Genomic DNA, 25,024 nt, shown 5'->3' on the forward strand with positions numbered 1-25,024 from the left:
GCGACGGTGTCCATCAGGCCATGCTCGGCATCGCCCGACTCCACAACCTCGCCCTCGCGGGATAGCCCGCGAGAGCACGCGAAGCACCTCAGCCTGCTCAAACAGCCCCTTACGGGACATCGTTTAGCTGAAGCGCTCAGTCGCACGACCACTCCGGCGTCTCCGGCACCGTCGTCGCCGGATGCCTCTGGCCCGACAGCACCGCCTCCATCCGATGCCGATACCCCCGACCCTCGACCGTCCACTGGGGCCGGTTCGACGACGCCATCGCTGTCAACAGCCACGGCCACGGCGGAGCAACCCACCTCATCTGGGCCGACGACACCCCAGCAGCCGCCCGGACACGGATCCGGACACTGCCCGGACACCCCTCCGAGGACGGCCGCTGATGCTCACTGCCCGCCGCATTCAGATCGCCGTCGGCCTCGCCCGGGGACGCACCAACGCCCAGATCGGCACTGCGCCCTCGACCTCAGCCCGGACACACCCGAGCCCACCGATCCGGACACTGTCCGGACAGGCTGTACCGACTGCCAGAAGTGGGCCAACCTGGCCGCCGGCGTCGAACGCACCCGCCAGCTCCACAAAAACGACGCCGACCGGTACGAGGAGCAGCTCCGCGAGCAACTTGCCACCGCCGAGACCGAACGCGACGGCGCCTACCGCGAGCGCGCGCCTCACCGCCTGGCTCGCACCCCTGCATCCCGCCGTCATCACCCCCGCCACCGACACCGACGAACCCGGCTGGCAACTGCTGTACGTCCAGGCCGCCGGCGCCCGCTTGTCCTGGCACATACACCCCGCGACCATGAGCTATTCGCCTACGTCGAGCCCGTTGAGGTCGACGACCCGCGGGCTCACTGGGATGCCCACACCACCGACGAGAAGTACGCACGCATCCGATCCGCAATCCTCGGCCCGGCTGTCGCCGAGCGGGTGTTCGCCCGCTACGTCCACCGCGCCGGCCCCGGCACCAACGCCAGCACCCGCCAGGACCATGTGCGGCACCAACGGGGCGCGGCCGGGGCACCCGCTGCGCGAGCGCTGCGAGACGAGCGTCAGCCGCTGACCAGCCGAAGGCGGCTCTTCAAGCTTCTCAAAGCTGGTCTGCTGCTTCAAGGTGCCGATGGAGCGCCTCAGCGATCTCTTCAACCGATCCCGACTCAGGCAAGCGCCACACCGACTCATCACCGTTGTTCATAGCCAACTCGCTCGAAAACTCGACGAGCTCCGGGAAGGGTGCAACAGAGTCGCGCAGCCAGGCCGCGAACACGGCTGCTTCTTCGGCGGATGCTCCCAGGATCATCACGGAGCCCATCCCCTCGAAGGAGGTCGTGGCCAAACCTTCCAGCCATACGCCGTCAGCGATCTGGACTTCAAAGGAAAGTGTGGCGGAAGGGCGCGGGCCGAGCTCGCCCTCGTTCTTCGTGGAAGCTTCCGGGAACGACTGCTCAATGCGTTGCGCGAGGTCCTCCAGGTTGAGGTTCCACGCCAGCGCGTCATCCAGGGGAGGGTGGAAGACGAAGGTCGTCCTGATCACGCTCTGTTCATTCACGTCTATCACCTCACGGTACGTATCGGGTATGGCCGCTGACTCCGGTCATGAGCATCATGCTGCGCCAGTAGGCGGTGGAGTCCTTGTCATTCGTGACGATCTCCAGCCCTTTGAGCTCCTTGGGCGAATGCGTGATGGCGGCTTTGTAACGGGAAAGCTCTCTCTCGTCGCTGACGTACATGCCGTCGCGGCGCGGGTCGAACTTCACCTTGCCGTTCGCGTCCACTTTCGGCGCCGTGCCGAGCGTTTTGTCAACCGCGTCCAGGTGCCGGAACGTCGTGGGGTTCTCGCAATTCGGCTTACGAACGTACTTCGCTTCGACCGCGTAACCATCAGCCGGCCGGAGCCCATCAGCCATGAGGCCCTTGCCGCTTCTGCCCATGGCCTCAGCCGGCAGGGGAAGCTCACGCTCCGGGTAGCCGGCGGTGCGCAGCTGATACGCGTTCTCGGGACGGGTCTGGTCGCCCCCACCGGCGAACCCGCCAGCAGGAAGCGTATTCATCCATGTGCGGAACCGCGTCTGCTCCGCCGGACTCAGCAGAGCGCTCAGCGTCGGGTCCGGCGGCAACGGATCCCGGGATGGGACGCCCGTGTTGTACCCGCTACCCGTGGGGAAGCTGGTCGTGTACGAGGCGAGGGTGAGAGGGAGCGGCGTGACTGACGGTACGCCGGGCAGGAGGGGCGGGTGCCACCCGGGGCCGCCCGAAGGGCCGGGAAGCCGGACGCGCGCCTGAGCAGAGTCGAGCGCGTGAGCCACATCGCCGAGTCTGTGGATGTACGGGTCTTGAGACACCGCGAGATGCAGGCCGCCGTCGTCGCCGTTGCCACCGAAAATCGGTGACTTCCACGGAGGGTCGATACGAAAGGGCTCGGCTTTGTTCGTCAGGATCTGGACCAGTGCAGCCTCGATGTGGTCCGCGTACTTGTCGCATGCCTTGGCCAGCTGATGGCAGGCCGCTACGAGATTCCCGACGAGCGGCTCGTCCTGTTGTGCCTGGCTCGGTGGCTCGTCGAATCCGACCGTGTGCTTGAAGTAGGTGTCGAAGGCTCTGGCGGCCTCGCCGGCGTGGGCCTTTTTGGCTGTCGCGGCATACACTTGGGCGTCGCCGAAGAATCGTTCCATCAGTTTGCCCGCGTGGCGCCAGCTGCCCGCGACGGCACGAGCTTTCTCAGGGTCTCCCCGGTATCGGCTGCCACCGCCCGGTTTATACTGCTCGTACCACGCCGTGTCGCCCACGACGTCAGGCAGTTCTTTACCGAGACCCAGGAACGACCGCGTGCAATCCTTCCCTGGATCTCCCATCCCCTCGGTGAAGTCGGCCTCCTGACCGCTGAAACCCGTGAAGATGCGCGCCTCGGTGATCATGAACTCCCGAGCGGTCCGCATCAGCGCCTGACCCGTGGCTCCAAATATGTAAGCGCTGAAGCCGATCTGGTCCAGGGTGGTCGACGCCGCGGGTTTGTACACCTTGGCGAAGGCCCGGCCGGCGTCATCGTCGCCAGCCATCCCCTTCTGCTTCGTGAGTTCGCTGCCAAGGGCAACCGCGGTGTCGCGCGCACCCTTCATCACAACGTCGACCATCCCCATGGACGCCTTGATCATCCCTGAAGCGGTCAACCGCATCGTGTCGCTCACGCCACCCCTCCCTCTCCACGACGCTGCGCCACCGTTCTATCCCACAGGGTCGGACCCTGACCCACGAGGGGGTGATCCTCTCCGCACGCCCTGTCCACGGCACCCCTGGCCTACCGTCAGCCGGGCAATGCGGGCTCGCCGGCAACAGCCAGCCTGCGGAGGCAGACCGCAAGGTCGGCGGCGGTCCCGGACTCCGGCTCCACGTCGAGGAGCTCGTGCTCCAGCACCGCGATTCTGAGGCGGCCCGGCCGACGCTTCGGATCGCGGGAGGTTCGGCGCCATGGAAACCAGGTCACGGCCGCCATTCCTCGCGGTAGTCCGGGTGATCGGCGTACGGCAGAGCAAGGTGGGGCAGCACCTCTCCGATCACGTGCCGCTGGATGGAACTCGTAAAGCGGTTCACGGAGTCGGGGAGCGCGTCGCTTGCCTCCGGTTCCTCGTACAGGTCAAGGACGGCCCGACGCGCCGCAACGTCGGCGAGGACTCGCGCCGGCTGATGGCGGACGATGTGCTCGGCGTTCGTCACGCCATACCCGCCCGGTACCCGGCGGCAGTCAGCCACCGCCGAGCCGTACGGCCGCTCGTCGGTGGCGTCGTTGGCGTGCACGCCGGCCACATGGTCGTGGCGGACCCACGGGGCGGGCTGCGCCGCTCGCGCGGTCTGCTCGTCCTCGTCGAGGCGGGCGCGGAGGAACGCCACGAGATGCACGGTCACCACTCCTCCGCTGCGGGCTTCATGGGAATGTCAGGGCGGGCCGGTAGCTTCGCCCCTGGTCGGCGCAGGTACCAGCCAACGAGGTCCTTGATGACCGCGGCGCGGTCGCCGCCCGGGGCTCGTGCTGCGAGGTCGGCCCAGTCCTCGTCCGAGATGCGGATTGATCGATGTGGTGTGCGAGGGGCGTTTGGCATGGGGGAACGGTAACCCGGTGTACGTACGGGAATCTAGGCGAAACGCTTACGGTGTACGTACACCGGGTGCCACAGTGTACGTACACCAATCGTCAGGGGGAACCCTGAAGCTCACCGCCATATGAAGGCGAAGGGCACCCGGCCTTCGCACCCGGCGCCGTGGCGCCCCGCGCGAGGACTTCGTGCTGGCCCGGGTCACCGGCATGCGCACGTTGTCGACGCGCCTCAGCCAGATCGCGGGCCCCCGATCGGCGGCCTGGCCATGGGACTCGGCGGACCTGCTGCCGCCTTCATCGTCGCCGGCCTGCTCATCGCACTGTCTCTGCCACTCCTGCTGACGATATGGATACGACCCGTCGTGGCGAGCGACGCCGAGCGGACGGAGCCCGGCACCGCGCGGCAGGAACTGCTCGACGGCCTGCGCTGCATCCGCCGCCACCGCCTCATCGGCCCGCTCGTTGTCGCCGGCGCCATCTGGGAACGCGGCCTCACCGGCCCACTCAACGTCGGCATGGTGCTCCTGAACGCCGAACGCGGCTGGGGCCCTTCCGGTTACGGCTGGATCCTCAGCAGCTTCAGCGCAGGAGCCGCGGCCAGCGCCGCGCTGCTTGCCATCGCCGGTTGGCTGCCCCGTGCCGGCCTGCTGATGGCCGGGACGCTGCTCGTGGGCTGTGCGGGCGCGGCCGCCATCGCGCTGGTGCCTACCCTTTGGCTCGCCGTGATGCTGGCCGCGGTCATCGGGCTGAACGCGGGTGTCTTCGGCAGTCTGGACAACGCCCTCATACAGACCGCGGCAGACCCGGCCTATCTCGGCCGGGTCACCTCCGCCTCATGCTCACCATGGTCGGTCTCGCCCCCCAGCTACCCGCTGGTCGGCGCTGCCATCGGAGCCTGGGGCGCCGCCCCGGTGTTCGTCGCCAGCCTGGGCGTGGCCATCGCCCTGGCCTCCGACGCGGTGCGGCAGGCCGAACTGCCCCGGCAGCAGCCACACGTGACCTTCTAAGCAACCCAACCGCGGCCCCGGGGACCAGCCCGCAGCAGGGGCTGGTCGGCGTCTCCCATGAGCGGCGATCACTCGCCGAGCTGCCCCGAGCGGCCGTGGAAGATCTTCCGGGCGAGGGAGTGGCGGCTCTCCTGGAGGTTGGCCTGCATCTTGATCTGCCTGCGACAGCCTGGCTCATCGGCCAGGCGCAGGATGTGCAGGGACTTGACGATCCGCCCGTAGTGCGCGATCGCGTCGCAGAGCGGGGTCGGCCGCCCGTCCCGCGACAGCATCCGGATCACGTCGTACGCGCGCAGCGCGCCGGTGTGGATAGAGCCGATGATCCGCAGGGCGTCCTCCCAGTGCCGCTCGATGCGGGCGAGGTCGAGGACCCGGCCGCGGGCCGCGTCCTGGAAGGCGCCGTAGTCGGCCGTGCGGTCGATGCGCCACATCTTCTGGTCGGGCAGGTCGAGGGGTTGGAGTGTGCGAGGGTGATATGGCCTATGTGCGCGCTGTTGGGGCGAACGGCTTCATCTCTGACCGGCTTGGCCACTGCTGTTTTTCGCCACCAAGCACGCTCTGGACAGCCATCGACGGCCGGAGGGTGTGGAATCAGCGCGCTGGCGGGGGAACGGGTTGCCGCACCCTGGGGCGCATCTTATTGGCTTTAAGTCGCGCCTCAAGGACTGAAAGAAATCTATGCCAGTCGGATGCCTTTGTGCGCAAGGGCCCTAGAACTGCGTCCAAATGGCGAACCGATGAGCTGGTGAGGCATCAATCGGCAACCTACTATCCAGCCCATTCCTTGATCCATTACTCGCGGTAAATGCTTGACCTCGCTAAGCCCGAGAGCTAATTTGGCGCAGCGTGATCGGGGGGATCACTAGCTCTAGGGGTTTGATGTGGGGGCTCGGGGTTTTGCAAGGGCAGCAACGTGTGCTGCTCTCTTTCTAGGGGCGCTGAGTGGATGTGGCTCCCCGTCAGGTGATGACGAGGAACCGTCTTCGCCATCGAGGGCCGGCCGTGCGGATGACGCGTGGGGTGACAAGACGGTGGCGCCTGCTGGCCAAGAGGCCGTTGGCGGGAAAGGCAGCCCGTGTGTGCTGCCGGTGACGTTTCGACTTGCCCAGTCCTGGAAGCCGAAGTTGGTGGATTCGGACCCGGCTTCGGGCGGGCCAGTGCGGCAAGGACCCGTCCAGCTCGCATGTGAAATCGACGCAAAGCCGGCTGGTTACGTGGGATTTCTGCGTGTTTGGACTCATGCACCTGCCGGAATGAGCGCAAGGCAGACCTTGCAGGCGTTCATGGCTAAGGATTCACAAGCGAGCAAAGCTAAATACAGAGACACCAAGGCGAGCTCCTTGGCCGCGGCTGAGGTGACCTATCTCAACACGGCACCAGGCCTCACAGAGGCCAAGCAAGAACGCGCCCTCGCCGTCGAGGCACCGCAGGGAGCGATCATCTTGCAGCTTGGTGGACTCGACAGCAGTGAGCACGAACGGATGCTCCCTGCGTACCAACTGGCCAAGATTTCCATGAGCCTGACGGGCTGAGCATTACACGACGTGACCCGAATCTGAAATCGGGCACTCCGCTCAACACGCCCATGTCTCTGGCGCCCACTGAAGTTTACAGATGCCGGAAAGCGGCCTTCTTTCGAGCGGATTCGCGCAGCTGCCTTGAAGCGTTCCATCACATGCCCAGGAGGGGCAATGACGCGCAAAATAAAGTCGGCACTGAAACGAAGATTATCCAGGGAGGGCAGGAAAAGACACGTCTTATCTTCCTGCGGGCGAGGTCTGACGCTCGCGACGGTCGCAACGCTGACGCTTGCAGTAACTGCCCAAGCAGCCCCACCTGGCTTACTCAGCGCTCCGACCCCCAAGCGTGGCGCCGGCCCCACGGACGAGTGGGGCCGGCAACGGTCCGATCTGGGCACACAGGCCCGAACCGACCGGTGCCTCCTGGGTGCGTTCCTGAACGCCAGGGGCCCGGAGGCCAAACTAGCGGCCCAGAAAGTGTGGGACGGTCCCGATGACGCAATGCGCGATGCGGTGGACAAGAGTTGGTTCGGCGCCGGCCCCCTGGGAGATGCTGCTCACCGCGATGGGGACGCGACAGACGCGCTGAAGCGCAAGTGGTCCGAACGTCGCGACACATGGGAAAAGGTGATCCATCCCTTCGCGCTGGACTACTGGGGCGAGGAGAAGTTCTACCATCCGCCCGCCTTCGGTGATGCGATCACCCAGTATTTCAACGGCAATGGTGTCAACCTGCATGAGTACAAGCCGACGCCCCAGCCGACCAAGGAAGCGAAGCAGCTGTTAGCCACTGTCGAGAAGTCGCTCAGCAGTGACGATCAGACACTGATTCAATGGTTCCCCCCGGAGTCGGCCGACGACTACCGTCGGTTCATTGAGTACGGGGGGTACTTGAAGGCGGCCCCCACCGAAGGTTCGGTGGAATTCCGCACTGAGGTTGAATCCCTCAAGGCCCGCTGGGCTCAGTGCGACAGCAAGAATCCGTTGGATCCGTTTAAGTCCACCTTCGACTCTGTGGTCAGCAGAGCCTATGAGGAGTGGAAAGCGGAGCTGGCGGGCCAGGCGGAGCAAAGGTCTGAAATCGTAGCAGCGGAATCAGAGGCTGCCAAAAATCTTCAGACGGCAACAGACGAGATGGTGACCCTCGTTGGCGACGCATGGATGATGGACGCGCTGCTCACGTGGAAGAAGTACTGGCTGGAAGAAAAGAAACGAGACCCCAGCCGCGGACCCAAAGACAAAAACCTCTGGATGCAGGTTGATGCCCGCATGTCCGGCATGCAGGTCGGAAACCACATGCGCGTGGAAAACGCAGAAAAGGCAGCCGGCGCGGCGAAGGCGGCAGCTGCGAGAGTAGACAAAGCGCAGGCCGAGGCGGGCAAGGTCGCGGACGCCGCAGGCGCCCCACAGGGACGTGGGCTGGCCTATGCCCAGCAGTCAGCGCAAGTAACCAAGGCAACTGCCGCCGCGGCGGAAGCGGCAGCCAAGGCGGCCAAGACAGCAGCAAGTGCCATGAGTGCAACGGGTGGCGATGTCAAGACCCTCGCCGCCCTGGCTGAGACGCAGGCCCACGCGGTACAGGCGGAATACCACCGTGCTGCCGCCGTCGAAGCAGCCGCTCAGGCAAAAGCCGCAGCCACGGGTGCGGCAAAGCAGGCAACTGATGCCCGAAACCAAGCAGGCAAAGCCACCGCAGCCCAGGCAAAGGCGGAGGGGGCGGAGAAGACCGCTAAGAAGGCTGCTGGTGACGCGCACGACAAGCGAGCCATCGCCGAGCAGGAACGACGAAACGCAGCCAAGTTCCGGTCGGAAGCCGACGAGCAACGAGCGAAGGCAGCAGCGGCCGACAAGACAGCCCAGGAGCAGAAAGAGCGTGCAGCCTCCGCACTGACAGGGGCAGAAGCAGCGGGGAAAACAGCGGCCGACAAGGCTAAGGCCGCTGAAGAGGCGGAAAACAAAGCATGGTTGGCGCGAGAGGCAGCGGAATCAGCAGAGCGGAAGAAGAACAGCACAGCCTCACGTGCGAAGGCTCTGGAGGCGGCTGCCGCGGCAGCTGAGGGAACAGCGGACGCGAAGGAAGCCAGAAGCGCGGCGAACTCCGCCAAAGCCGAGGCCACCGACGCCGCTGACGCAGCCACGAAGGCGCGATCTGCCGCAAACGAGGCAACCGAGGCCGCGATCGGTGCCCGCGAAGCCGCGACGAAGGCCGAGGGCTCCGCGAAGCGAGCCCGCGCCGCAGCGGACGGAGCCGCGGCCGACGCTGCTGTGACCGGTGCAGCAGTGCTGACAGCGCACGCCGCAGCCGCTGAAGCCATCGAAGCCTCCCAGCATGCTGCTGGCAACGTCCGAGAGGCTGAGAAACTGGCTAAACAAGCGGCAGAAGCCGCCGCTACCGCGCGGAAGGAAGCAACTGCTTCACGGACCGAGGCGGACAAGGCGCAAGTATCCAGCGCTGCAGCGACGGGCCGCGCCTACGGCACGGTGGCGGCAGCCGCCGCCGCTCGCGACTCCGCCGCCGAAACAATCAAACCCGCGAACATCGCCATCGGCCTGGGCACCCCGTATCGAGAGATCGACAGCTCGGCAGGCCTTGCGGTCCTGGTGGGGCAAACAGCCAAAACGCTCTCGCAGCAACAGGCCGCAGCAGCCAAAGCCAAAGCGGCTGAAGCAACACGAGCCGCCAAGGAAGCTCGGGAACTTGCCGCCAAGGCCGACAAAGACGCCAAGATCGCAGCCGAGGCGATGGCAAGTGCGGCCGAGGACGCCGCAAAGGCGGCCCAGTCCCTGACAGACGCCCGAACCTACGCCGGCCAGGCCGCCGACGCCGCGGCAGCAGCACAGAAAGCCGCAACCAACACCGATACGTATGACGCGCAGGCCAAGGCCGACGCTCTCATAGCCGATGCTGCTGCCAGCGAAGCAGAGGCTGACGCAACTGCCGCCCGCCGGAGCGCCACCGACGCCGAGAAGGATGCCGACAGCGCCCGGAAGGCGGCTGATAGCGCAGAGAAGGATGCCGGGAGCGCCCGTGAGGTGGCGACGATGGCGGACAAGGACGCCACGGCCGCTGAAAAATACGCAGAGAATGCCCGCGACCATGCCAAGCAAGCTGACCAAGCAGCCACTCGGGCCGAAGAGCAGCAGCGCAGGGACCTGGAGGCTGCCCGTGTAGCGCGGGCTAACAATAGCCATCCTGATGCAGGATCAGATCTGACCTCTGATGAGGAGAAGATCCTGCGCGATGTCTGCGGGCAAACCTGCGTTGATCAGTTTCGCAAGGCGCGCGCACTAGCTGCCAAAGATGTCATTGACTGGGTCAAGGAGAATGGCGGCGAGATTCTCCTTGAGGTAGTCGGCGTCAACGATGCGCGTAAGTGCTTTGCGCGCGGTGATGTTGAAGGCTGCTTGTGGTCATTGGTCAATGTGGCAAGCCTTCTCGCCGTAGTCGGCAAGCTGCCAGCTGTCAGTAAGGCCCTCGTGGCCATCGGCTCAGGGATCGGCAAGTTCTTCGAGGAAAGCGCTTGGGCAAAACGCACACTTGAGCGCCTCCGCACGACCATCAAGGACGCGAAGAACAAGCCTAAAAACGATCCGCCCTGCGTCCCGAAGCGTGCACTTGCCGCGCGGCAAAGCGGAGTGGGGAATGTACAACGAAACGCATCAGCTACTGTTCTGGGCACAGATCCTGCGCACGAATGTCCGGGCATGGATCCAGGAACCGGCGGCCTCAACGATGAGGTTTTCGACCTCATCGACGAGAAGTTCGGCCCTGACATTGCTGATGGAGTTGACTACAATTTCCAGCGCATGCACGATGGGTCCCGAAGTGCTGCGGATCATTCCCTTCCTGGCATTGGACACAACGCACAGGCTCTGGCTGAATACCTGAGCCATTGGAAGGGTAAGGCCGCGCGTTACGAAAAAGGTAAGCCTGACACAAAGGTCGCCTATGACGACGAAAAAGGAGTCATCATCATCATTCAGGAAAGAATGACTCACGCCTACAAATATAGCGCCAATGACTTCTATCACAGCGGCAGGTATATTCCGCTGCCGTGAAAACACGAATCAAACTCAAAGTAGCCGAAGGCGGGTATGCACTGACGCTGACGCCCGCCCAGCTTGATACGTTCCGCTGGGTAGTTGCGTTCATGCAGCATGTGCAAGCACCCGACATCTGCTTGCGACTGCAAGTCGGACAAACTCGGGAAGGGCTCGCCGAGCTGTCCGCAAAGCTAACGGCGGCAGAGGCGGGGGCACCCCTCCGATGCGGCATGGACGATCTCCACACCCTCCATGCTGCGCTTGTGGTGTCATGGAATCAGGTCCTATCGGAGGAAGCTTTCTACCGGCGGATCGGGGTGTTCCGAGAAAACGTCATCGCTCTGGCCCAGGGCTTGGTGACAGCGATCGCCGAAGCGGAGAGTTGACATGACACGCTGACGCCATAACCGATTGGGGGCGCCTTCATTCGCGTGAGGGCGTCCCTTTGCGTGAGGTGCCACTCGGTCATTTCATCTGGCGGCATCCCCTCCTCACATCCAGGGCGCTGGGTGATGTCGACGGCGTGGCCCGGTGGTCCAAGTGCCGCAGGAGCGGCGGCGAGTGCCCAGCGCTGGCAAGGGTGACGTCGTGGCGGGCGAGATCGAAATGGGGGTAGACCTGACGCGGCATCTCAGACCCATATCGGGACAGCACGCCCGCGCCGCATTGACCGCACGCCCGGAAGGGACCGCACGGGACGGAGCCCGACCGTGATCACGGTGACGAGCTCTGAGAGACAGAGCTAGCGCAGCGCATTCCCCAGCAGGTCGGGGCCGAGTCGGCTGACAAGCTGGAGGTCCAGCTCATGGAGCACGTACCGGCCTTCCCGCCGGGTCTTGATGAGGCCGGCCTTCTTCAGGACGGCCACGTGCCGGGACACCTCCGGGGGTGTCAGACCGTAGGCGTCGGCCAGCTCCGTGGTCGAGTGCGCTCCCCGGGCGAGCGTCCTGCACAGACGGAGCCGGACAGGGTGGGCGACCGCCTCCAGCCGCTGCTGGACCGTCTCCAGCGGCAGGGACGGCGATTCGTTCGGGAGTGCGGCCGGGTACTGGACGACCGGTCGGTCGCCGTGGGCGTCCCGGACGACCAAGTGCGGCCACCCGAAGGCCGTCGGCAGGAAGACGAGCCCGGCTTCGGTGCCTGTCACCCGCCCGTCCTGCAGCTTGTCGATCACGATACGGGCGTGAGCGCTGTCGAGGGAGATGGCGGGTGACACCGCGGCGAGGGCCTGCGCCAGCCCCTGGCGTCCGAGAACCTGCGTCTTGTCCCGGGCGTCGGCGCTCAATTGCGCCCGGACACGCTGCCAGACCTCGCCGAAGAAAGCCTGTTCGCAGTCCTCCAGCAGGTTCCTGAGCCAGGCCCGCACCGCCGGTGGGTCATCGAGCAACCGGTCGGCGAATGCCGCCTGCCGCAGTCCGCGAGCCGCCGCGAGTTCCCGGGCCCGCCGCCGGTCGCGCGTATCGCGCAGGGGCGACGGTCTGGGGTGGCCGAAGGATGTGGAGCAGGAGATCTCCACTGCGGCGACCACGAAGGAATCGTCGTCCAACCGGTCCAGCGCGTCGAGCTCCCCGCTCAGATCGCCGACGCCGCCGCTGGGCAGGAAGAGGTCCGAGCGGGTGGAACGCCACAGGATGTCCGCCTCGTGCAGCCGGTCGGCCAGATCCGGCGAGAGTGCGCCCGTGGTCTCGGCAGCCCATTCCCGCAGGCCGGGATGGTGCGAGGGCTCGGCCAGGACATGCAAAAGGGCGCCCAGCTCCGCCAGCGGGGAAACGGCGAAGGAGACGCGTTCCAGCGGCAGATCCGAGATGTCGATCACCACACTCATCCCGCCAGTCTGACGTCTGCGCGTAGGAGATCGGACCTGGCCCACCACTCATGGGGGCGTAGGCGGGCTGCCGGCTGACGCTCCCGGCTCGTTCGAGCCCGTAGCCGGCAAGCCCCCGGCCGCATTCGGACCCGCGCGAGAGGGCAGGCATGGAGGGCCGCCGCCCGCACGTGCAGGGGGCGGCGGAGCACTGGCCTCAAGAGCCGCCGCGGCGGCCGCGCGGGAGGAACCGAGTGGGAACGAACCGGCACGCCCAGGCGATGGCGAAGACCAACCCCAAGACCAACCCCAAGACCAAGCTCCGGACGACCCCGGTGACGTACACCAACACCAGCGCCGACGCCATGCGCCACTACGAGCAGGCCCTGGACCACCTGCTCCACTTCCGCGAAGAGGTCGTGCCGGAGGCCGAGGCCGCGGTACGCGACTCACCGGACTCGGTCATGGGGAACGTCCTCACCACGTACCTCGGCCTGCTCGGGACGGAGGAGACGGGCGCGGCCGGGGTCCGCGGGTCCTTCGACGCGTACCGGAAGAGGATGCGCCTCGCCGATGTGACACCTCAGGAGCGCATGCACCTCGCGGCCGCCGCCTCCTGGCTGGACGGCGATCTGCACCGGGCCGGCCGCATCCTCGGTGAGATCAGCGTGACGGATCCGCGGGACGTCCTCGCCCTGGCGGTCGGCCATCAGGTCGACTTCTTCACGGGAAACGCCACGCTGCTGCGCGACCGTATCGGTGGCGTGCTCTCCGCGTGGGACAGGGACGACCCGCGCTACGGGTTCCTGCTGGGCATGTACGCCTTCGGCTTGGAGGAGTGCGGCCACTACGGCTGGGCCGAGCAGACGGGGCTCGAAGCGGTCGAACGCGACGCGCGCGACGTGTGGGGCATTCACGCGGTCGTCCACGCCTACGAGATGCAGGGCCGGTTCGCGCAGGGGATCCGCTACCTCGACGACCGCGCGGATCACTGGGCGGACGGCAACTACCTGAACGTCCACAACTGGTGGCACTACGCCCTCTACGTACTGGAGACGGGCCGGACCGACCGGGTCCTGGAGGTGTACGACTCCGCCGTGCGCCACGAGGGATCGGCCGACGTCGCGATGGAACTGCTGGACGCCGCCTCGTTGCTCTGGCGGCTGTATCTGGCGGGCGCCGACACGGGCGGCCGCTGGGCGGCGCTCGCCGACGCGTGGGCGGGCCGGCACGACAGCGCGTACTACGTCTTCAACGACCTCCACGCCGTCATGGCGTACGTCGGCGCGGACCGGATCCGAGAAGCCGAGGAACTCGTCCGCGACCGGGAGACCTGGCTCCGCTCCACCGGGCCGAGGCTCTCCGGGGTCTCCAACGCGGCGATGACCGCCGAGGCGGGACTGCCGGTGTGCCGGGCGCTCGTCGCGTACGGGCAGCGGCGGTACGACGAGACCGTCGACCTGCTCTTCCCCCTCCGCTACCGCCTGCACATCTTCGGTGGCAGTCATGCCCAGCGGGACGCGGTGCAGAAGACGCTGGTGGAGGCGGCGCTGCGGGCCGGGCGCGAGGATCTCGCCCGTACGCTGCTGAGCGAGCGGATCAGCCTGCGGCCGACGTGCCCGTACAACTGGAACGCCCAGGCCCGTCTCGCCGAACACCTCGGCGACTCCGCCCGGGCCGCCGCGGCCAGGCAGCGGGCCGCGGAGCAGGCGTCGGCGACCACCTGACCCGGCGGGAGCCGTCCGGTCAGGGCGCCGAGCGCGGGGGCGCGACGGGCGACGACAGGTCGTCCAGGTGCGCGCGCAGCACGGTGACGCACGTCCCGGCGCTCACGATGTCCGGGTGCAGTACGGCGCTGAGGCCGAGCCCGTCGAGGAGCGCGGTGAGGCGCTCCACTTCGACGTCGATGTCGAGGCCGGTGCGCAGGGTTCCGGCCTCGGCGAGCCGGACGAGGACGCGGCGTACGAGCTCTCTCGCGCCGGCGGCGGTCCGGCGGGAGAGGTCGCCGAAGTCCGGGTTGGTGCGCGCGGCGGCGTTGAAGTCGAGGAAGACGGTGACCTCGGCGCGGCGGCGCTCGTCGAGGGGCAGCAGCTCGGCCAGGAGGTCGGCCGCGAGCCGGAGCTGTTCGGTGCGGGGGTGGCGGCGCAGCTCTCCGATCTGCTCGACGCGCTGGATCAGCCGGCTGCCGAGCCGGTCGAGCATCGACTGCATCGCGAAGTTCATCAGCTCCTGCTGGCTGGCGAAGTAATGGCGCAGGGAACCGATGTTGAGCCCCGCCTCGTCCGCCACGGCGCGCAGCGAGGCGCGCTGCAGACCGTCGCGGACCGCTACGCGGAACAGGGCGTCGACGACGTCGCGGCGGCGGGTCTCCGGATCCACGTACTTCGGCATGACCCCTTTCTATCACGCATGTGATACAAAGGGGACGTCGATATATCACGCCTGTGATAGAAAAATGACCGGAGGGGTTCCTCATGGAGACGTACCTCAACTTCATGCTGCTCAGGTTCGGTGTGGCAGCGGGCGGCCTCGTGGTGCTCGCGCTGGCCGCCTTCGCCGTCGCCCTGACCCTCAAGCGCAGGGGAAGGCTCGACCAGGCCCGTCGGTACGCGGACCCGGCGGTGAAGGCCGCGCTGCGCGCGGCGGCCCGGCGGCTGGAGAACGGGTCCACGACTCGTCGCCGGGACGGCCGGCGATGACCGGCGCGGCGACGGAGTCGTCCGACGTCGTCCACCACCTGCTGGTGGACTCCGCCATCAAGGTCGTCATCGTGGTCGTGGCGCTGGCCGTCCTGGCGGTGGGGATGACCGCGCTGTGGCGGACGGTGGGGCGCGGGGGTGATCGGTCCGGCGGGGCGGACGACTGACAACGGTCCCCCGTCACCCGGGGCGTTGTCAGTGGTCGATGTGATGATCGACCATGCGGCGCGAGTACGGGCCGTAGCCCTGTGGAGCGAGGAAGAGGAGCGAGTCCCATGCGCATCGTGGTCAGCGAGTTCATGAGCTTGGACGGCGTCGTACAGGCACCGGGCGGACCCGAGGAGGACACCGACGGCGGCTTCGCCCACGGAGGCTGGCCCCACCCGTTCTTCGACCCGGAGGTGGTGGGCGGCGCTTTCGACGACGCGCTGTCCACGGCGGAGGCACTGCTGTTCGGGCGCCGTACGTGGCGGACGATGGCCGCGGCGTGGCCCGAGCGGGCCGGTGACCCGTTCGCCGACCGGATGAACGCCATCCCGAAGCACGTCGTGTCCGCGACACTGGGCGACGACGAGCTCACGTGGGCCAACACCCGGCGCATTCCCGGCGGCGAAGCCGTTTCGCGCATCCGGGAGCTGCGCGAGGCCGACGGCGGCGACCTGCTGGTCATGGGGAGCCCCACGCTCGTACGGACCCTCCTGAGCGAGGGCCTGGTCGACGAGCTCCGGCTCATGATCATGCCGGTGATTCTCGGGGGCGGTAAGACGATCTTCCCGGACGACGGTGCGCTGCGCACGCTGCGACTGGTCTCCACGGCCACCAGCGAGGCCGGGGTGCAGGTGTGCGCTTACCGGCCGGTCGCCTCAGGGGAGCCCCGGCGGTGAGACTCTTGTTGTCCGGTCCGCGGCGTGCCGATCGTCGGGCTCAGGCGGGAACTTCGAATATGAGTTCCATGCCGTCCTCCTCGTCCCCTTGCTCTCCGACCTCCGTGAAACCGAATCCGGAAATCGTGGCCAGAGACGCGGTGTTGTCAGGACTGATCGTCACCCGCACGGTGCTCACCCGGACTTCGGCAACAGCCCGGCGCACCAACTCGGTCAGCATCTGCCTGGCGTACCCCTGACGACGATAGCCGGGGGCCACGGAGTAACCGATCTCCACCATGCCCGCCTCGTCCGGCGGCCCGTGGTACCCGGCATACCCCACGACGACACCTTCCGGATCGGCCACCACGGCCTTCGTGAGCCACCCCGCGCCGGCCGGATCCGAGGTCAGCTGACCGACGCGATACCGCCACACCCACTTTGCCTTGTCGGTGAGGAAGTACTCCGTGAGAGCGACACCGGCTTCGGCGCCGGCTTGAGCGAGGTCATCGCCCAGCAAGGCGGTCATGGCCGCCTTCGACAACTCGACAAACCGTATGGAATTAGAAGTCTGAGAGAACAGTGGCAGCCGTGATCACGATGCTGCATCGCTCGTCGTCATCGGTGACCTTCAATATCGACGGCCGTTGATCAGATCATGATGAAGCGAAGCATGCTCACCACCGCGGTTCTCACGATCGGCGCGGCCATCATCGCCACTGCACCAGCACAAGCAGGAGTCGCCGACGGCACGCTCAACAGCACCCGCATCCTGACCGACATCGACCTGCTGAATGCGGCCATCGACAGCGACTCGCAGTCCACCGTCAACACGAACGCCAACGTCCGTGCTGACGGCCTCCTGAACCACGCCACTGGCCAGCACCAGTAAGCCACTCGTCACAACTGCCCACCGTCCGTCGCCCGAGCCGGCAGCCAGTCGGCCGGGTCGAAGGGTGAGGCTGAGGACGGCCTTACGCTCGACGGTTCCTGCCACGACCCAGACCGCCAGCAGCCTGCACAGCGGTTCCTGCACGGGCCGCCCCTTCCAGATCCCCCCTGGAACGCGAGCCGGCCCTCGTTGGACAGCTCCACGCTGACGCGGTGGGCGAGGCGCTCAATCTCCTGGATATATCGGAAGTGGATCTCATCAGGTGTCGAGCGGAAGTTCCACCAGTTCCTCTGGAGGCTGGAAACCGGAGCGCCGATAGAGAAGTGGGGCTGCGCTCTGACGGCCAGATGATCAAGCCCTCAAGGCCGGCGCTGCGTGAATGCTGCTTCAGCGCCTCAAGGAGCCCCGAGCCAGCTCCTTTGTTCCGTTGTGACGGCATGACGAAGAAGCTCGTGACGTAGCCGACCGGATTGTTGTCGCCGTAGGGCTCCGGCATCCTCTCCACCAGGCGGTCGGCCACCGTGTGAGCCGCGCTTCTTACGGTTGCGGGCCTGGTCTACCTTGTCTGGGACCGTGCCCCGGATGCCACGCCGACGCAGACAGGCGCGGTTCTTGCGGGAGGCGTACGCCTTGTCGGGCCGTACCCGCCGGGGACGAACGCGCGGTCTGCCCGGCCGCAGCCGCGCGACCCGGATGCGCCCCTGGACGACCTCGAACTGCGGGGAGTCGCCGCGCTGCCCGGCCGTGATCACGATCAGTATGGGCTTCTGGCCCTGCTCGACAGCCAGATGCAGCTTGGTGGTCAGGCCGCCGCGCGAGCGTCCAAGCCCGTGATCGGCCGGCTCGCTGGCGACCACCACCGGGCGGCTCCTTCTGCAAGTCCCCCCTTTGTCGCGCCCCGGCGGCGTAGTGGGCCCGGCACACCGTGGAGTCGACGTTGATGTCCCAGCTGATCAGGTCCTTCGCGTCCGCCCGGGCCAGGAGCGCGGCGAAGATCTGCTGCCAGGTGCCGTTCCGTTGCCAACGCCGGAACAGGTCGTACACCCTGCCCCACGGCCTGTACTCGGCGGGAACGTCTCGCCAGGGGATGCCGGTGCGGACCCGAAACCGTATGCCGTCGATCAGCTGCCGCCGGGTCCATCTCGGCGGTGAAGGCCCATTCGTTCTCGCCGCCGACGACGAGGTTCCACGGCGCCAGGTCGTGATGGGCGATGATCTCGCTTCCCTCGGCAGGGACGAGCACCCGCCAGCATGCGTCGGGCGGCGGTGGGAAGCCTTGCACAGCACTGTGGAAGTCCCTGATGAGATGGGCGACCCGCGCCAGCCGCCGAACGGGATCCAGCAGAGAGAACCGGTCGGGCCAGACCACGTCGCCCGGCATGAAGGTCAGTACTTCCCGGCCTTGGTCGTCAATGCCGAGAGGACGGGGAGCGCCCCGGAAACCCACCTCGTGCAGATGCGTGAGCAACGCGTGCACGGCAGGAGTCCACGGTCCCACGGGTCGGCGCACGGTGTCGCCGACACGGATGATGCCGTCGCTGACGTTCCCACCGGACAACGGCTCTTCTTCGTTGTGTTCCACAGAGCCAGTCTGGCGGAACGGCCCCTCGGCGATCATTCCAGCGGTCCGGCGCCCCTCACCGGCGGCGGCACAGCTACGTCAGCGCAGCGTGACCTCCTCTCCCATTCCTCGTTCCCGGGCCGCCCTGATGACCAGAGCCGCGGCCGCGGCGTCCTGTGCCGCCACGCCCACCGACTTGTAGAGGGTGATCCGGTCCCGTGAATCCCGTCCCGGCTTGTCGCCGGTGACGAGTTCTCCGAGCTCGGTGGAGATGTGCTCGGCGGTGATGACGCCGTCGCGGATCGGTTGGAGGAGGTCGTTGCTGCCCGCGGGGAACGGGGCCAGTGCGGCTTCGCGCGATTCGACGCACACCAGTGCGTCGGCGACCGTCGCGTCGTCGACCTCACGGCCTGCCGGGTTGAAACCGACCGAGGTGACGTGCGTGCCCGGGGCCAGCCAGTCGCGCCGGACGACGGGGTCGACGCAGTGGGTCGCAGCGGCGACGATGTCGGCACCGTCGAGCGCCTCGGCGTAATCGGCGGCGGGCAGGACCTCGGCGTCGAGCACGGACGACAGCTCGTCGGCGAGTGCTGCCGCCTTCGCCGGGTCCCGGCCGGCCACCTTGATCCTCCGGATCGGACGTACCCGGCACATGGCGAGGGCGTGCGCGCGGGCCTGTACGCCGGTGCCCAGCACTGCCAGCACTGTCGCGTCCTCGCGCGCCAGAAGCCGGGCGGAGAGCGCCGAGCAGGCGGCGGTGCGCTCCGCGGTGATGACCGTGCCGTCCAGCACTCCGACCGGCGCGCCGGTGTCCGGATCGAACACGACGATCAGCGCCTGATGGGTGGGCAGCGGAGTCCCGGCGTTGCGGGGGAAGAGCGACACGAGCTTGGTCATGAGCGCGCCGGCGGACGGCACGTGGCCCGGCATGGCGGCCAGGAAACCCTCACGCTCGGGGACCACGGCGGCGACCCGCGCGGGCACCGACGCGTGGCCGGCACTGAGGTCGGCCATGGCCGATGCCAGGGCCTCGATCAACGCGTCCCTGTCGAGCAGTGCTTCCACCTGGGAGGGCCCGATCATCAGCACGTTCCTCGACTCCTTCGACTCTGTTGCCGCGGGCTGCCTACCGCTCGGCCCAGCGTTGTCCGCGCCCTCGCGTCCGTGACCGCGGCGCGCCGCCCCTGGCACGCAACGTTCATCCGTACACGCCGGGCCCCCGGCTGTTACGCCAGAGGCCCGTACCGCCGCCCCGCCCGTGGCCGTTCCGCGGCCTCAGCCATGCATCGAGTGCGCTCCGGCGGCCCGGCGCGGCATTCCTCTCCGCAGCGGACCGAGGCCTACGGTTGGCACAGGCTCGAAGTCCATACGCGCATGATGCCAAAGCCCGCACCGCGCCCCACCGTCGGTCCGCACCACGCCCGCCCGGAGCCCCACCGGGCGAGGGAAGCGACTCCCGGACGCACAGCGGCATCGGGCACAGCCAGTCATCGGGCAGACGCCTTCGCCCCGGCCGCGTCGGGGCCGAACGGGTGCCGTGCCCGGCGGGCGCGTTTGCGCGGAGGCGAACCGGGGACCTCGTCACGGTGCTGGTGAGACACCAGTGAATACGGGATACCCGGGACACCAGTGAAAGGTGGCGCACCGTGGCAGCGCAGCCCGCCCAGGGCCGGTCCACCACCTCGGACCAGCCCTCCACCGACCGGCCCGCCGCGACGGGACCCCCCGCTCCGGGGGACACCGCTCCGCACACCTCACCGGTGACCCTCCACGTCAACGGTGTCGCCCACCGCCTGACCCTCGACCACCGGACGACCGTCCTCGACGCCCTGCGCGAGCACCTGGACCTCATCGGCGCGAAGAAGGGCTGCGACCACGGGCAGTGCGGCGCGTGCACCGTGCTGGCCGACGGGCGGCGGGTGAACAGCTGTCTGATGCTGGCCGTCTCCCACGACGGCGCGGAGATCACCACCGTGGAGGGGCTGGCCGGGGACGACGCGCTGCACCCGCTCCAGGAGGCGTTCCTCGACCGCGACGCCTTCCAGTGCGGTTACTGCACCCCGGGCCAGCTCTGCTCGGCGGTCGGCGCGATCGACGAGGCGGCCGCGGGCCATCCCTCCCACGTGTCCCCGCCGGACACGCCGGCGGGCCGACCCGTCCCCCTCTCCCCCGACGAGATCCGCGAGCGGATGAGCGGCAACCTCTGCCGGTGCGGCGCGTACCAGAACATCGTCGCCGCGATCGAGGACGTGACCCGATGAGGACGTTCGCGTACACGCGCCCGGAGAACGTCGACGCGGCGATCGACGCGCTCGCCGGCAGCCCCGGCGCCATGGCGCTCGGCGGCGGTACGAACCTCGTCGACCTGATGAAGCTGGGGGTCACCTCCCCCGGCCTGCTGGTGGACATCGGCCGGCTGCCCCTGACGGAGGTCCGGGAGACCGCCGGCGGGGGTCTGCGGATCGGCGCGAACGTGCGCAACAGCGACCTCGCCGCCCACCCGGCCGTCCGCGCCCGCTATCCCGTGCTGTCCCAGGCGCTGCTGGCGGGCGCCTCCGGCCAGCTCCGCAACGCCGCGACCACGGGCGGCAATCTCCTCCAGCGCACCCGCTGCCTGTACTTCCAGGACGTGGGCAAACCGTGCAACAAGCGGGTGCCGGGGAGCGGGTGCCCGGCCCGTGAGGGCGTCCACCGCGATCTGGCCGTCCTGGGCCACTCGCCGCACTGCGTCGCCACGAACCCCTCCGACATGGCCGTGGCCCTGGCGGCGCTCGACGCGGTCGTCCATCTGCGCGGACCCGAGGGCGAACGGGCGGTTCCGCTGACCGGATTCCACCGGCTGCCCGGTGAGGAGCCCCACCGCGACACCGTCATCCGCCCCGCCGAACTGATCCTCGCGGTCGAGCTGCCGCCCGCGCCGGCGGGCCGGTCCGCCTACCGCAAGGCGCGCGACCGCGCGTCGTACGCCTTCGCGCTGGCCTCCGTCGCGGCCGCGCTCGACGTGCGCGACGGCGTCGTGCGGGACGTACGCCTGGCGTTCGGCGGGCTCGCGCACAAGCCGTGGCGGGCGCACGCGGCCGAGGAGGCGCTGCGCGGCGCCCCGGCCGGCGAGGAGTCCTTCGGGCAGGCCGCCGAGGCCGAGCTGACCGCCGCCGAGCCGCTGCGCGACAACGCCTTCAAGGTGCGGCTCGCGCGGAATCTGGCCGTACGGGTCCTCTCCGGCCTGACCGCCCCGGCAGCCGAGGAGACCGCCCGATGAACACCGCGAGCACCACGAACGACACCGGCCCCGCCCGCCTCGAAGGGCGGGCGAAGGTCACCGGAGCCGCCCGCTACGCCGCCGAGCACACCCCGGCCGGCACCGCGTACGCCTGGCCCGTCCCCGCCACGGTCGCCCGCGGCCGGGTCGTCGCCGTCGACACGGCCGCCGCCCTCGGCGAGCCCGGCGCCCTCGCCGTCCTGACGCACGAGAACGCCCCGCGCCTGAAGGAAGCCGACGACGGCACGCTGCTGATCCTCCAGAACGACCGCGTGCCGCACCGCGGCTGGTACGTCGCGCTGACGGTCGCCCGCACCCTGGAGGCTGCGCGCGCCATGGCCGCCGCGCTCGACGTCACGTACGCGACCGAGGACCACGACGCCGCGCTGACCCCGGACCACCCGGGGCTGTACGTCCCCAAGGAGGCCAACGCCGGTGTCCCCGGCAGCCGCGAGCGCGGGGACTTCGACGGGGCGTACGCGCGTGCCGCGGTGCGCGTGGACGCCACGTACACGATGGCGGGCCTGCACAACCACCCCATGGAGCCGCACGCGGCGACCGCCCGGTGGGACGACGGCGGCCTGGTCGCGCACGACTCCAGCCAGGGCGCCACCGCCGTGCGGGAGACGCTGGCCGGGCTGTTCGGCATGGACAAGGAGCGGATCACGGTCGTCTCCGAGCACGTGGGCGGCGGCTTCGGCTCCAAGGGCACACCGCGCCCGCAGGTGGTCCTGGCCGCGATGGCCGCCCGGGTCACCGGACGGCCCGTCAAGGTCGTGCTGCCGCGCGCGCAGCTCCCGGCGGTCGTCGGCCACCGGCCGCCGCTGATCCAGCGGCTGCGGCTCGGCGCCGGCGAGGACGGGGTCCTGACCGCCCTGGCGCACGAGGTCACCGCCCAGACCTCCACCGTCCGCTCCTTCGTGGAGCAGGCCGCCGGCCCCTCGCGCACCATGTACGTCTCCCCCAACAGCCGCACCACCCACAAGGTCGTCGAGCTCGACGTGCCCAGCCCGTCCTGGATGCGGGCGCCGGGCGAGGCGTCGGGGATGTACGCGCTGGAGTGCGCGATGGACGAACTGGCCTGCGCCAGTGGGGTGGACCCCGTCGAGCTGCGCGTACGGAACGACACGGCGACCGAGCCGGACAGCGGGAAGCCGTTCAGCAGCCGGCACCTGGTGGAGTGCCTGCGCGAGGGGGCATGGCGCTTCGGCTGGTCCGGACGCGACCCGCGGCCCCGCTCCCGCGCCGAGGGCCGCCTCCTCATCGGTACGGGCGTGGCCTCCTCCTTCTACCCCGTGTACCTCTCGCCCTCGACGGCGGAGGCGCACCTCACCGGCGACGGCCGCTGCCGGGTCCGGATCAACGCGACGGACATCGGTACGGGCGCCCGTACGGTCCTGGCGCAGATCGCCGCCGAGGCGCTCGCCGTGCCGCTGGAGAGGGTCGCGATCGAGATCGGCAGCACCGCCCTGCCGGCCGCCCCGCTGGCCGGCGGGTCCTCGGGGACGGGGTCGTGGGGGTGGGCCGTGCACAAGGCGTGCCGCGCCCTGACCGGGCTGCTCGAGGACCATGGGGGTACGGTCCCGGCCGGTGGTCTGACCGCCCGCGCCGACACCGCGGACGACATTCCCTCCGATCCGCCGCACGTGCAGGCGTCCTTCGGCGCGCAGTTCGCGGAGGTGGCGGTGGACGCCGACACCGGCGAGGCGCGTGTCCGCCGTCTCCTGGGCGTCTTCGCCACCGGGCGCGTCCTGAACGCCCGCACCGGCCGGAGTCAGTTCATCGGCGGGATGGTGATGGGCGTGGGCATGGCGCTGACGGAGAACAGCACCATGGACGCCCGGTTCGGCGACTTCGCCGAGCGCGACCTGGCGTCGTACCACGTGCCGTCCTGCGCGGACGTCCACGGCATCGAGGCGCACTGGATCGACGAGGAGGATCCCCACCTGAACCCCATGGGCAGCAAGGGCATCGGGGAGATCGGCATCGTCGGCACGGCCGCGGCCGTCGCCAACGCGGTCCACCACGCGACGGGCGTGCGGGTTCGGGACCTGCCGCTCCACCCGGAGAAACTACTGGGCTGAGCCGGCCGCCGGTCAGTCGACGCAGGGCACTCCGCCCATCGTGACCGCCGGCCCATGGAAGGCGCCCGAGGGCGCGGGGGCGCGGTGCCGGCCGGCCCGCTTCGGCGCGGCGGGCCGTGGCGGGCCGTCGCCGGTCGTCCCGCGGACCAGGGAGCGGACCTTCGCCGGGTCGACGAGGTTGACGGCCTCGCCGTTGCGGACGGCGAAGCCCTCGATCGGGAGGGTGCGGAACGCGGCGTCGCCGCCGGTGAGATCGGGTGCCCGGCGGGCGAAGTCCACGATGTCCCAGCTGTCGTCGATGACGACGTCCTTCTTGACGACGTCGAAGAGCCCTCGCAGCTTGCCCACGTCGCTCCACACGCCCTGGGCCGTGAGCTTGTGCGCGACCGAGGACAGGAACGCCTGCTGGCGGTGGGTGCGGTCGAGGTCGCCGCCGGTCAGGCCGTGGCGCTGGCGGACGAAGGCGAGGGCCTGCCGGGCGTCGAGCTCCTGCGGTCCGGCGGGGAAGTCGGCGCCGGAGTACCGGTCGCGCGCGGGCCTGCGCAGGCACACCGGGACCGGCTGGAGGACCTCGGCGATGTCGTAGAAGCCCAGGAGGTTGACCTCCGCGAAATGGTCGATGGGGACGCCGAGGAAGCGCTGGACCGTGGCCAGGGTGGCCTCGCGGCCGGCCTCGCGCCCCCGGTGTTCGCGTTCCGCGCCCCGGATCCCCTCGGCCGTCAGCCTGCCCTCGGCCGCCGCCTTGGCGAGCCCGTACGCCTCTTTGATCTTGTGCTTGCCGCGGCCGCCCGCGATCTGGACGTAGTCGTCGCGCGGGATGGAGAAGGCGGTGGCCTTTCCGCCGCCCGGCGGGATGTGGGCGAGGATGAGGGTGTTGGTGTTGTAGCCGCCGATGCGGCTGGAGCCGGCGTGCAGTTCCCGCTGGACGAACTCCTTGGGCAGATCGTCGCCGTTCATGTCCTTGCGGCTGTCGAGGCCGATCAGCAGGATGTTGACGGCGCCGTCGCGGTGCGGGGGCGCGCCCGCGCGCAGCGCGTCGAGTGCGTGGGAGGTGATCACTGCGTGGTTCAGCCACTGGCCGGTGAGCCAGCCGACGCCGCTGGTGAGCAGGACGGTCGCGGAGGCGATCCAGACCGCGATCCGGGCGTGGGCCGCGGCCGGTGCCGGCCGGGCGCCGCGCCGGCCGCGCGGGGGC

22 protein-coding genes and 3 pseudogenes are annotated in these 25,024 nt (G+C 68.8%); 12 read left to right on the top strand and 13 right to left on the bottom strand.

Annotated features, from left to right (window positions below):
- Positions 1–813: 813 nt before the first annotated feature.
- The 4 genes from J7E86_RS18940 to J7E86_RS18955 form a co-directional block, all read right to left on the bottom strand.
- Complete coding sequence (locus J7E86_RS18940; protein ID WP_215082888.1) at positions 814–1,119, bottom strand: hypothetical protein; 306 nt, start codon at positions 1,117–1,119, stop codon at positions 814–816.
- Positions 1,097–1,555, bottom strand: a complete 459-nt coding sequence (locus J7E86_RS18945) for a hypothetical protein (RefSeq protein WP_215082889.1) — start codon at positions 1,553–1,555, stop codon at positions 1,097–1,099. The genes J7E86_RS18940 and J7E86_RS18945 overlap by 23 nt, the downstream gene beginning before the upstream one ends.
- A gap of 10 nt (positions 1,556–1,565) precedes the next feature.
- A complete protein-coding gene (locus J7E86_RS18950; RefSeq protein ID WP_308312636.1) occupies positions 1,566–3,191 on the bottom strand; it encodes a restriction endonuclease fold toxin-2 domain-containing protein in 1,626 nt (541 codons plus the stop codon).
- A 292-nt stretch (positions 3,192–3,483) separates the two neighbouring features.
- On the bottom strand, positions 3,484–3,906 hold the full coding sequence (locus J7E86_RS18955) for a DUF6221 family protein (RefSeq protein ID WP_215082890.1): 423 nt from the start codon (positions 3,904–3,906) through the stop codon (positions 3,484–3,486).
- Positions 3,907–4,285: 379 nt separating this feature from the next.
- On the opposite strand from J7E86_RS18955, the pseudogene J7E86_RS18960 reads away from it, so the two are divergent.
- Positions 4,286–5,103 (top strand): annotated as a pseudogene (locus tag J7E86_RS18960) (MFS transporter); the annotation flags it as partial.
- Positions 5,104–5,180: 77 nt separating this feature from the next.
- Here J7E86_RS18960 and J7E86_RS18965 read toward each other — a convergent pair.
- Positions 5,181–5,561: pseudogene (locus tag J7E86_RS18965) on the bottom strand (Tn3 family transposase); the annotation flags it as partial.
- Between the two features lie 423 nt (positions 5,562–5,984).
- On the opposite strand from J7E86_RS18965, the gene J7E86_RS18970 reads away from it, so the two are divergent.
- The 3 genes from J7E86_RS18970 to J7E86_RS18980 all read left to right on the top strand — a co-directional run bounded on the left by J7E86_RS18970 (position 5,985) and on the right by J7E86_RS18980 (position 11,053).
- Entirely contained in the window at positions 5,985–6,635 is a 651-nt protein-coding gene (locus tag J7E86_RS18970; protein WP_215082891.1) for a lipoprotein, read from the top strand.
- 489 nt (positions 6,636–7,124) lie between these two features.
- A complete protein-coding gene (locus J7E86_RS18975) occupies positions 7,125–10,682 on the top strand; it encodes a hypothetical protein (protein ID WP_215082892.1) in 3,558 nt (1,185 codons plus the stop codon).
- Entirely contained in the window at positions 10,679–11,053 is a 375-nt protein-coding gene (locus tag J7E86_RS18980) for a hypothetical protein (RefSeq protein WP_215082893.1), read from the top strand. The genes J7E86_RS18975 and J7E86_RS18980 overlap by 4 nt, the downstream gene beginning before the upstream one ends.
- A gap of 356 nt (positions 11,054–11,409) precedes the next feature.
- On the opposite strand, the gene J7E86_RS18985 is transcribed toward J7E86_RS18980, so the two are convergent.
- Positions 11,410–12,492, bottom strand: coding sequence for a DUF5937 family protein (locus J7E86_RS18985; protein ID WP_215082894.1), 1,083 nt, complete (start codon positions 12,490–12,492; stop codon positions 11,410–11,412).
- 233 nt (positions 12,493–12,725) lie between these two features.
- Between J7E86_RS18985 and J7E86_RS18990 the strand changes: the two genes are divergently transcribed.
- Entirely contained in the window at positions 12,726–14,198 is a 1,473-nt protein-coding gene (locus J7E86_RS18990; RefSeq protein WP_308312637.1) for a tetratricopeptide repeat protein, read from the top strand.
- Positions 14,199–14,217: 19 nt separating this feature from the next.
- Here the strand turns inward: J7E86_RS18990 and J7E86_RS18995 are convergent, their stop codons facing one another.
- Complete coding sequence (locus J7E86_RS18995) at positions 14,218–14,862, bottom strand: TetR/AcrR family transcriptional regulator (protein WP_215082895.1); 645 nt, start codon at positions 14,860–14,862, stop codon at positions 14,218–14,220.
- 83 nt (positions 14,863–14,945) lie between these two features.
- Here J7E86_RS18995 and J7E86_RS19000 point away from each other — a divergent pair, with 83 nt between their 5' ends.
- From J7E86_RS19000 to J7E86_RS19010, 3 genes are all read left to right on the top strand, one after another.
- A complete protein-coding gene (locus tag J7E86_RS19000) occupies positions 14,946–15,170 on the top strand; it encodes a hypothetical protein (RefSeq protein ID WP_215082896.1) in 225 nt (74 codons plus the stop codon).
- The gene (locus J7E86_RS19005) at positions 15,167–15,337 is read left to right on the top strand and encodes a hypothetical protein (RefSeq protein ID WP_215082897.1); all 171 of its coding nucleotides are present in this window, start codon (positions 15,167–15,169) and stop codon (positions 15,335–15,337) included. Before J7E86_RS19000 ends, J7E86_RS19005 begins: the two co-directional genes overlap by 4 nt.
- A gap of 108 nt (positions 15,338–15,445) precedes the next feature.
- Positions 15,446–16,054 carry a dihydrofolate reductase family protein gene (locus J7E86_RS19010; RefSeq protein WP_215082898.1) on the top strand — a complete coding sequence of 203 codons (609 nt, stop codon included), beginning with the start codon at positions 15,446–15,448 and terminating at the stop codon, positions 16,052–16,054.
- 40 nt (positions 16,055–16,094) lie between these two features.
- Here the strand turns inward: J7E86_RS19010 and J7E86_RS19015 are convergent, their stop codons facing one another.
- Positions 16,095–16,562, bottom strand: coding sequence for a GNAT family N-acetyltransferase (locus J7E86_RS19015; RefSeq protein WP_215082899.1), 468 nt, complete (start codon positions 16,560–16,562; stop codon positions 16,095–16,097).
- Positions 16,563–16,706: 144 nt separating this feature from the next.
- Here J7E86_RS19015 and J7E86_RS19020 point away from each other — a divergent pair, with 144 nt between their 5' ends.
- Positions 16,707–16,925 carry a hypothetical protein gene (locus tag J7E86_RS19020; protein ID WP_215082900.1) on the top strand — a complete coding sequence of 73 codons (219 nt, stop codon included), beginning with the start codon at positions 16,707–16,709 and terminating at the stop codon, positions 16,923–16,925.
- 82 nt (positions 16,926–17,007) lie between these two features.
- Here J7E86_RS19020 and J7E86_RS32080 read toward each other — a convergent pair whose 3' ends face one another.
- The 4 genes and pseudogenes from J7E86_RS32080 to J7E86_RS19030 all read right to left on the bottom strand — a co-directional run bounded on the left by J7E86_RS32080 (position 17,008) and on the right by J7E86_RS19030 (position 19,575).
- Positions 17,008–17,421 (bottom strand): GNAT family N-acetyltransferase, encoded by a 414-nt coding sequence (locus tag J7E86_RS32080; protein WP_374223826.1) that lies wholly within the window; start codon positions 17,419–17,421, stop codon positions 17,008–17,010.
- Positions 17,321–17,785 carry a transposase gene (locus J7E86_RS31165; protein WP_308312638.1) on the bottom strand — a complete coding sequence of 155 codons (465 nt, stop codon included), beginning with the start codon at positions 17,783–17,785 and terminating at the stop codon, positions 17,321–17,323. Before J7E86_RS31165 ends, J7E86_RS32080 begins: the two co-directional genes overlap by 101 nt.
- A 190-nt stretch (positions 17,786–17,975) precedes the next feature.
- Positions 17,976–18,212: pseudogene (locus J7E86_RS31905) on the bottom strand (transposase); the annotation flags it as partial.
- 373 nt (positions 18,213–18,585) lie between these two features.
- A complete protein-coding gene (locus tag J7E86_RS19030; RefSeq protein WP_215082901.1) occupies positions 18,586–19,575 on the bottom strand; it encodes an ornithine cyclodeaminase family protein in 990 nt (329 codons plus the stop codon).
- Positions 19,576–20,246: 671 nt separating this feature from the next.
- Here J7E86_RS19030 and J7E86_RS19035 point away from each other — a divergent pair.
- The 3 genes from J7E86_RS19035 to J7E86_RS19045 are packed head-to-tail and all read left to right on the top strand — an operon-like array spanning position 20,247 to position 23,829.
- Positions 20,247–20,747 carry a 2Fe-2S iron-sulfur cluster-binding protein gene (locus J7E86_RS19035; RefSeq protein WP_215082906.1) on the top strand — a complete coding sequence of 167 codons (501 nt, stop codon included), beginning with the start codon at positions 20,247–20,249 and terminating at the stop codon, positions 20,745–20,747.
- Positions 20,744–21,745 carry a xanthine dehydrogenase family protein subunit M gene (locus J7E86_RS19040; RefSeq protein ID WP_215082902.1) on the top strand — a complete coding sequence of 334 codons (1,002 nt, stop codon included), beginning with the start codon at positions 20,744–20,746 and terminating at the stop codon, positions 21,743–21,745. Before J7E86_RS19035 ends, J7E86_RS19040 begins: the two co-directional genes overlap by 4 nt.
- A complete protein-coding gene (locus J7E86_RS19045; RefSeq protein ID WP_215082903.1) occupies positions 21,742–23,829 on the top strand; it encodes a xanthine dehydrogenase family protein molybdopterin-binding subunit in 2,088 nt (695 codons plus the stop codon). Before J7E86_RS19040 ends, J7E86_RS19045 begins: the two co-directional genes overlap by 4 nt.
- Before the next feature lie 12 nt (positions 23,830–23,841).
- On the opposite strand, the gene J7E86_RS19050 is transcribed toward J7E86_RS19045, so the two are convergent.
- A partial coding sequence (locus J7E86_RS19050) for an LCP family protein (RefSeq protein WP_308312639.1) occupies positions 23,842–25,024 on the bottom strand: 1,183 nt, incomplete at its 5' end.

It is taken from the genome of Streptomyces sp. ISL-11, assembly GCF_018614525.1.
GTDB lineage: Bacteria > Actinomycetota > Actinomycetes > Streptomycetales > Streptomycetaceae > Streptomyces.

Coding starts and splice junctions, on each gene's coding strand:
- J7E86_RS18975 (WP_215082892.1), top strand. CDS start 7,125: ATGCGCGATGCGGTGGACAAGAGTTGGTTCGGCGCCGGCCCCCTGGGA.
- J7E86_RS18985 (WP_215082894.1), bottom strand. CDS start 12,492: ATGAGTGTGGTGATCGACATCTCGGATCTGCCGCTGGAACGCGTCTCC.
- J7E86_RS18995 (WP_215082895.1), bottom strand. CDS start 14,862: ATGCCGAAGTACGTGGATCCGGAGACCCGCCGCCGCGACGTCGTCGAC.
- J7E86_RS19000 (WP_215082896.1), top strand. CDS start 14,946: ATGGAGACGTACCTCAACTTCATGCTGCTCAGGTTCGGTGTGGCAGCG.
- J7E86_RS19005 (WP_215082897.1), top strand. CDS start 15,167: ATGACCGGCGCGGCGACGGAGTCGTCCGACGTCGTCCACCACCTGCTG.
- J7E86_RS19010 (WP_215082898.1), top strand. CDS start 15,446: ATGCGCATCGTGGTCAGCGAGTTCATGAGCTTGGACGGCGTCGTACAG.
- J7E86_RS19015 (WP_215082899.1), bottom strand. CDS start 16,562: ATGACCGCCTTGCTGGGCGATGACCTCGCTCAAGCCGGCGCCGAAGCC.
- J7E86_RS19020 (WP_215082900.1), top strand. CDS start 16,707: ATGCTCACCACCGCGGTTCTCACGATCGGCGCGGCCATCATCGCCACT.
- J7E86_RS32080 (WP_374223826.1), bottom strand. CDS start 17,421: ATGCCGGAGCCCTACGGCGACAACAATCCGGTCGGCTACGTCACGAGC.
- J7E86_RS19040 (WP_215082902.1), top strand. CDS start 20,744: ATGAGGACGTTCGCGTACACGCGCCCGGAGAACGTCGACGCGGCGATC.
- J7E86_RS19045 (WP_215082903.1), top strand. CDS start 21,742: ATGAACACCGCGAGCACCACGAACGACACCGGCCCCGCCCGCCTCGAA.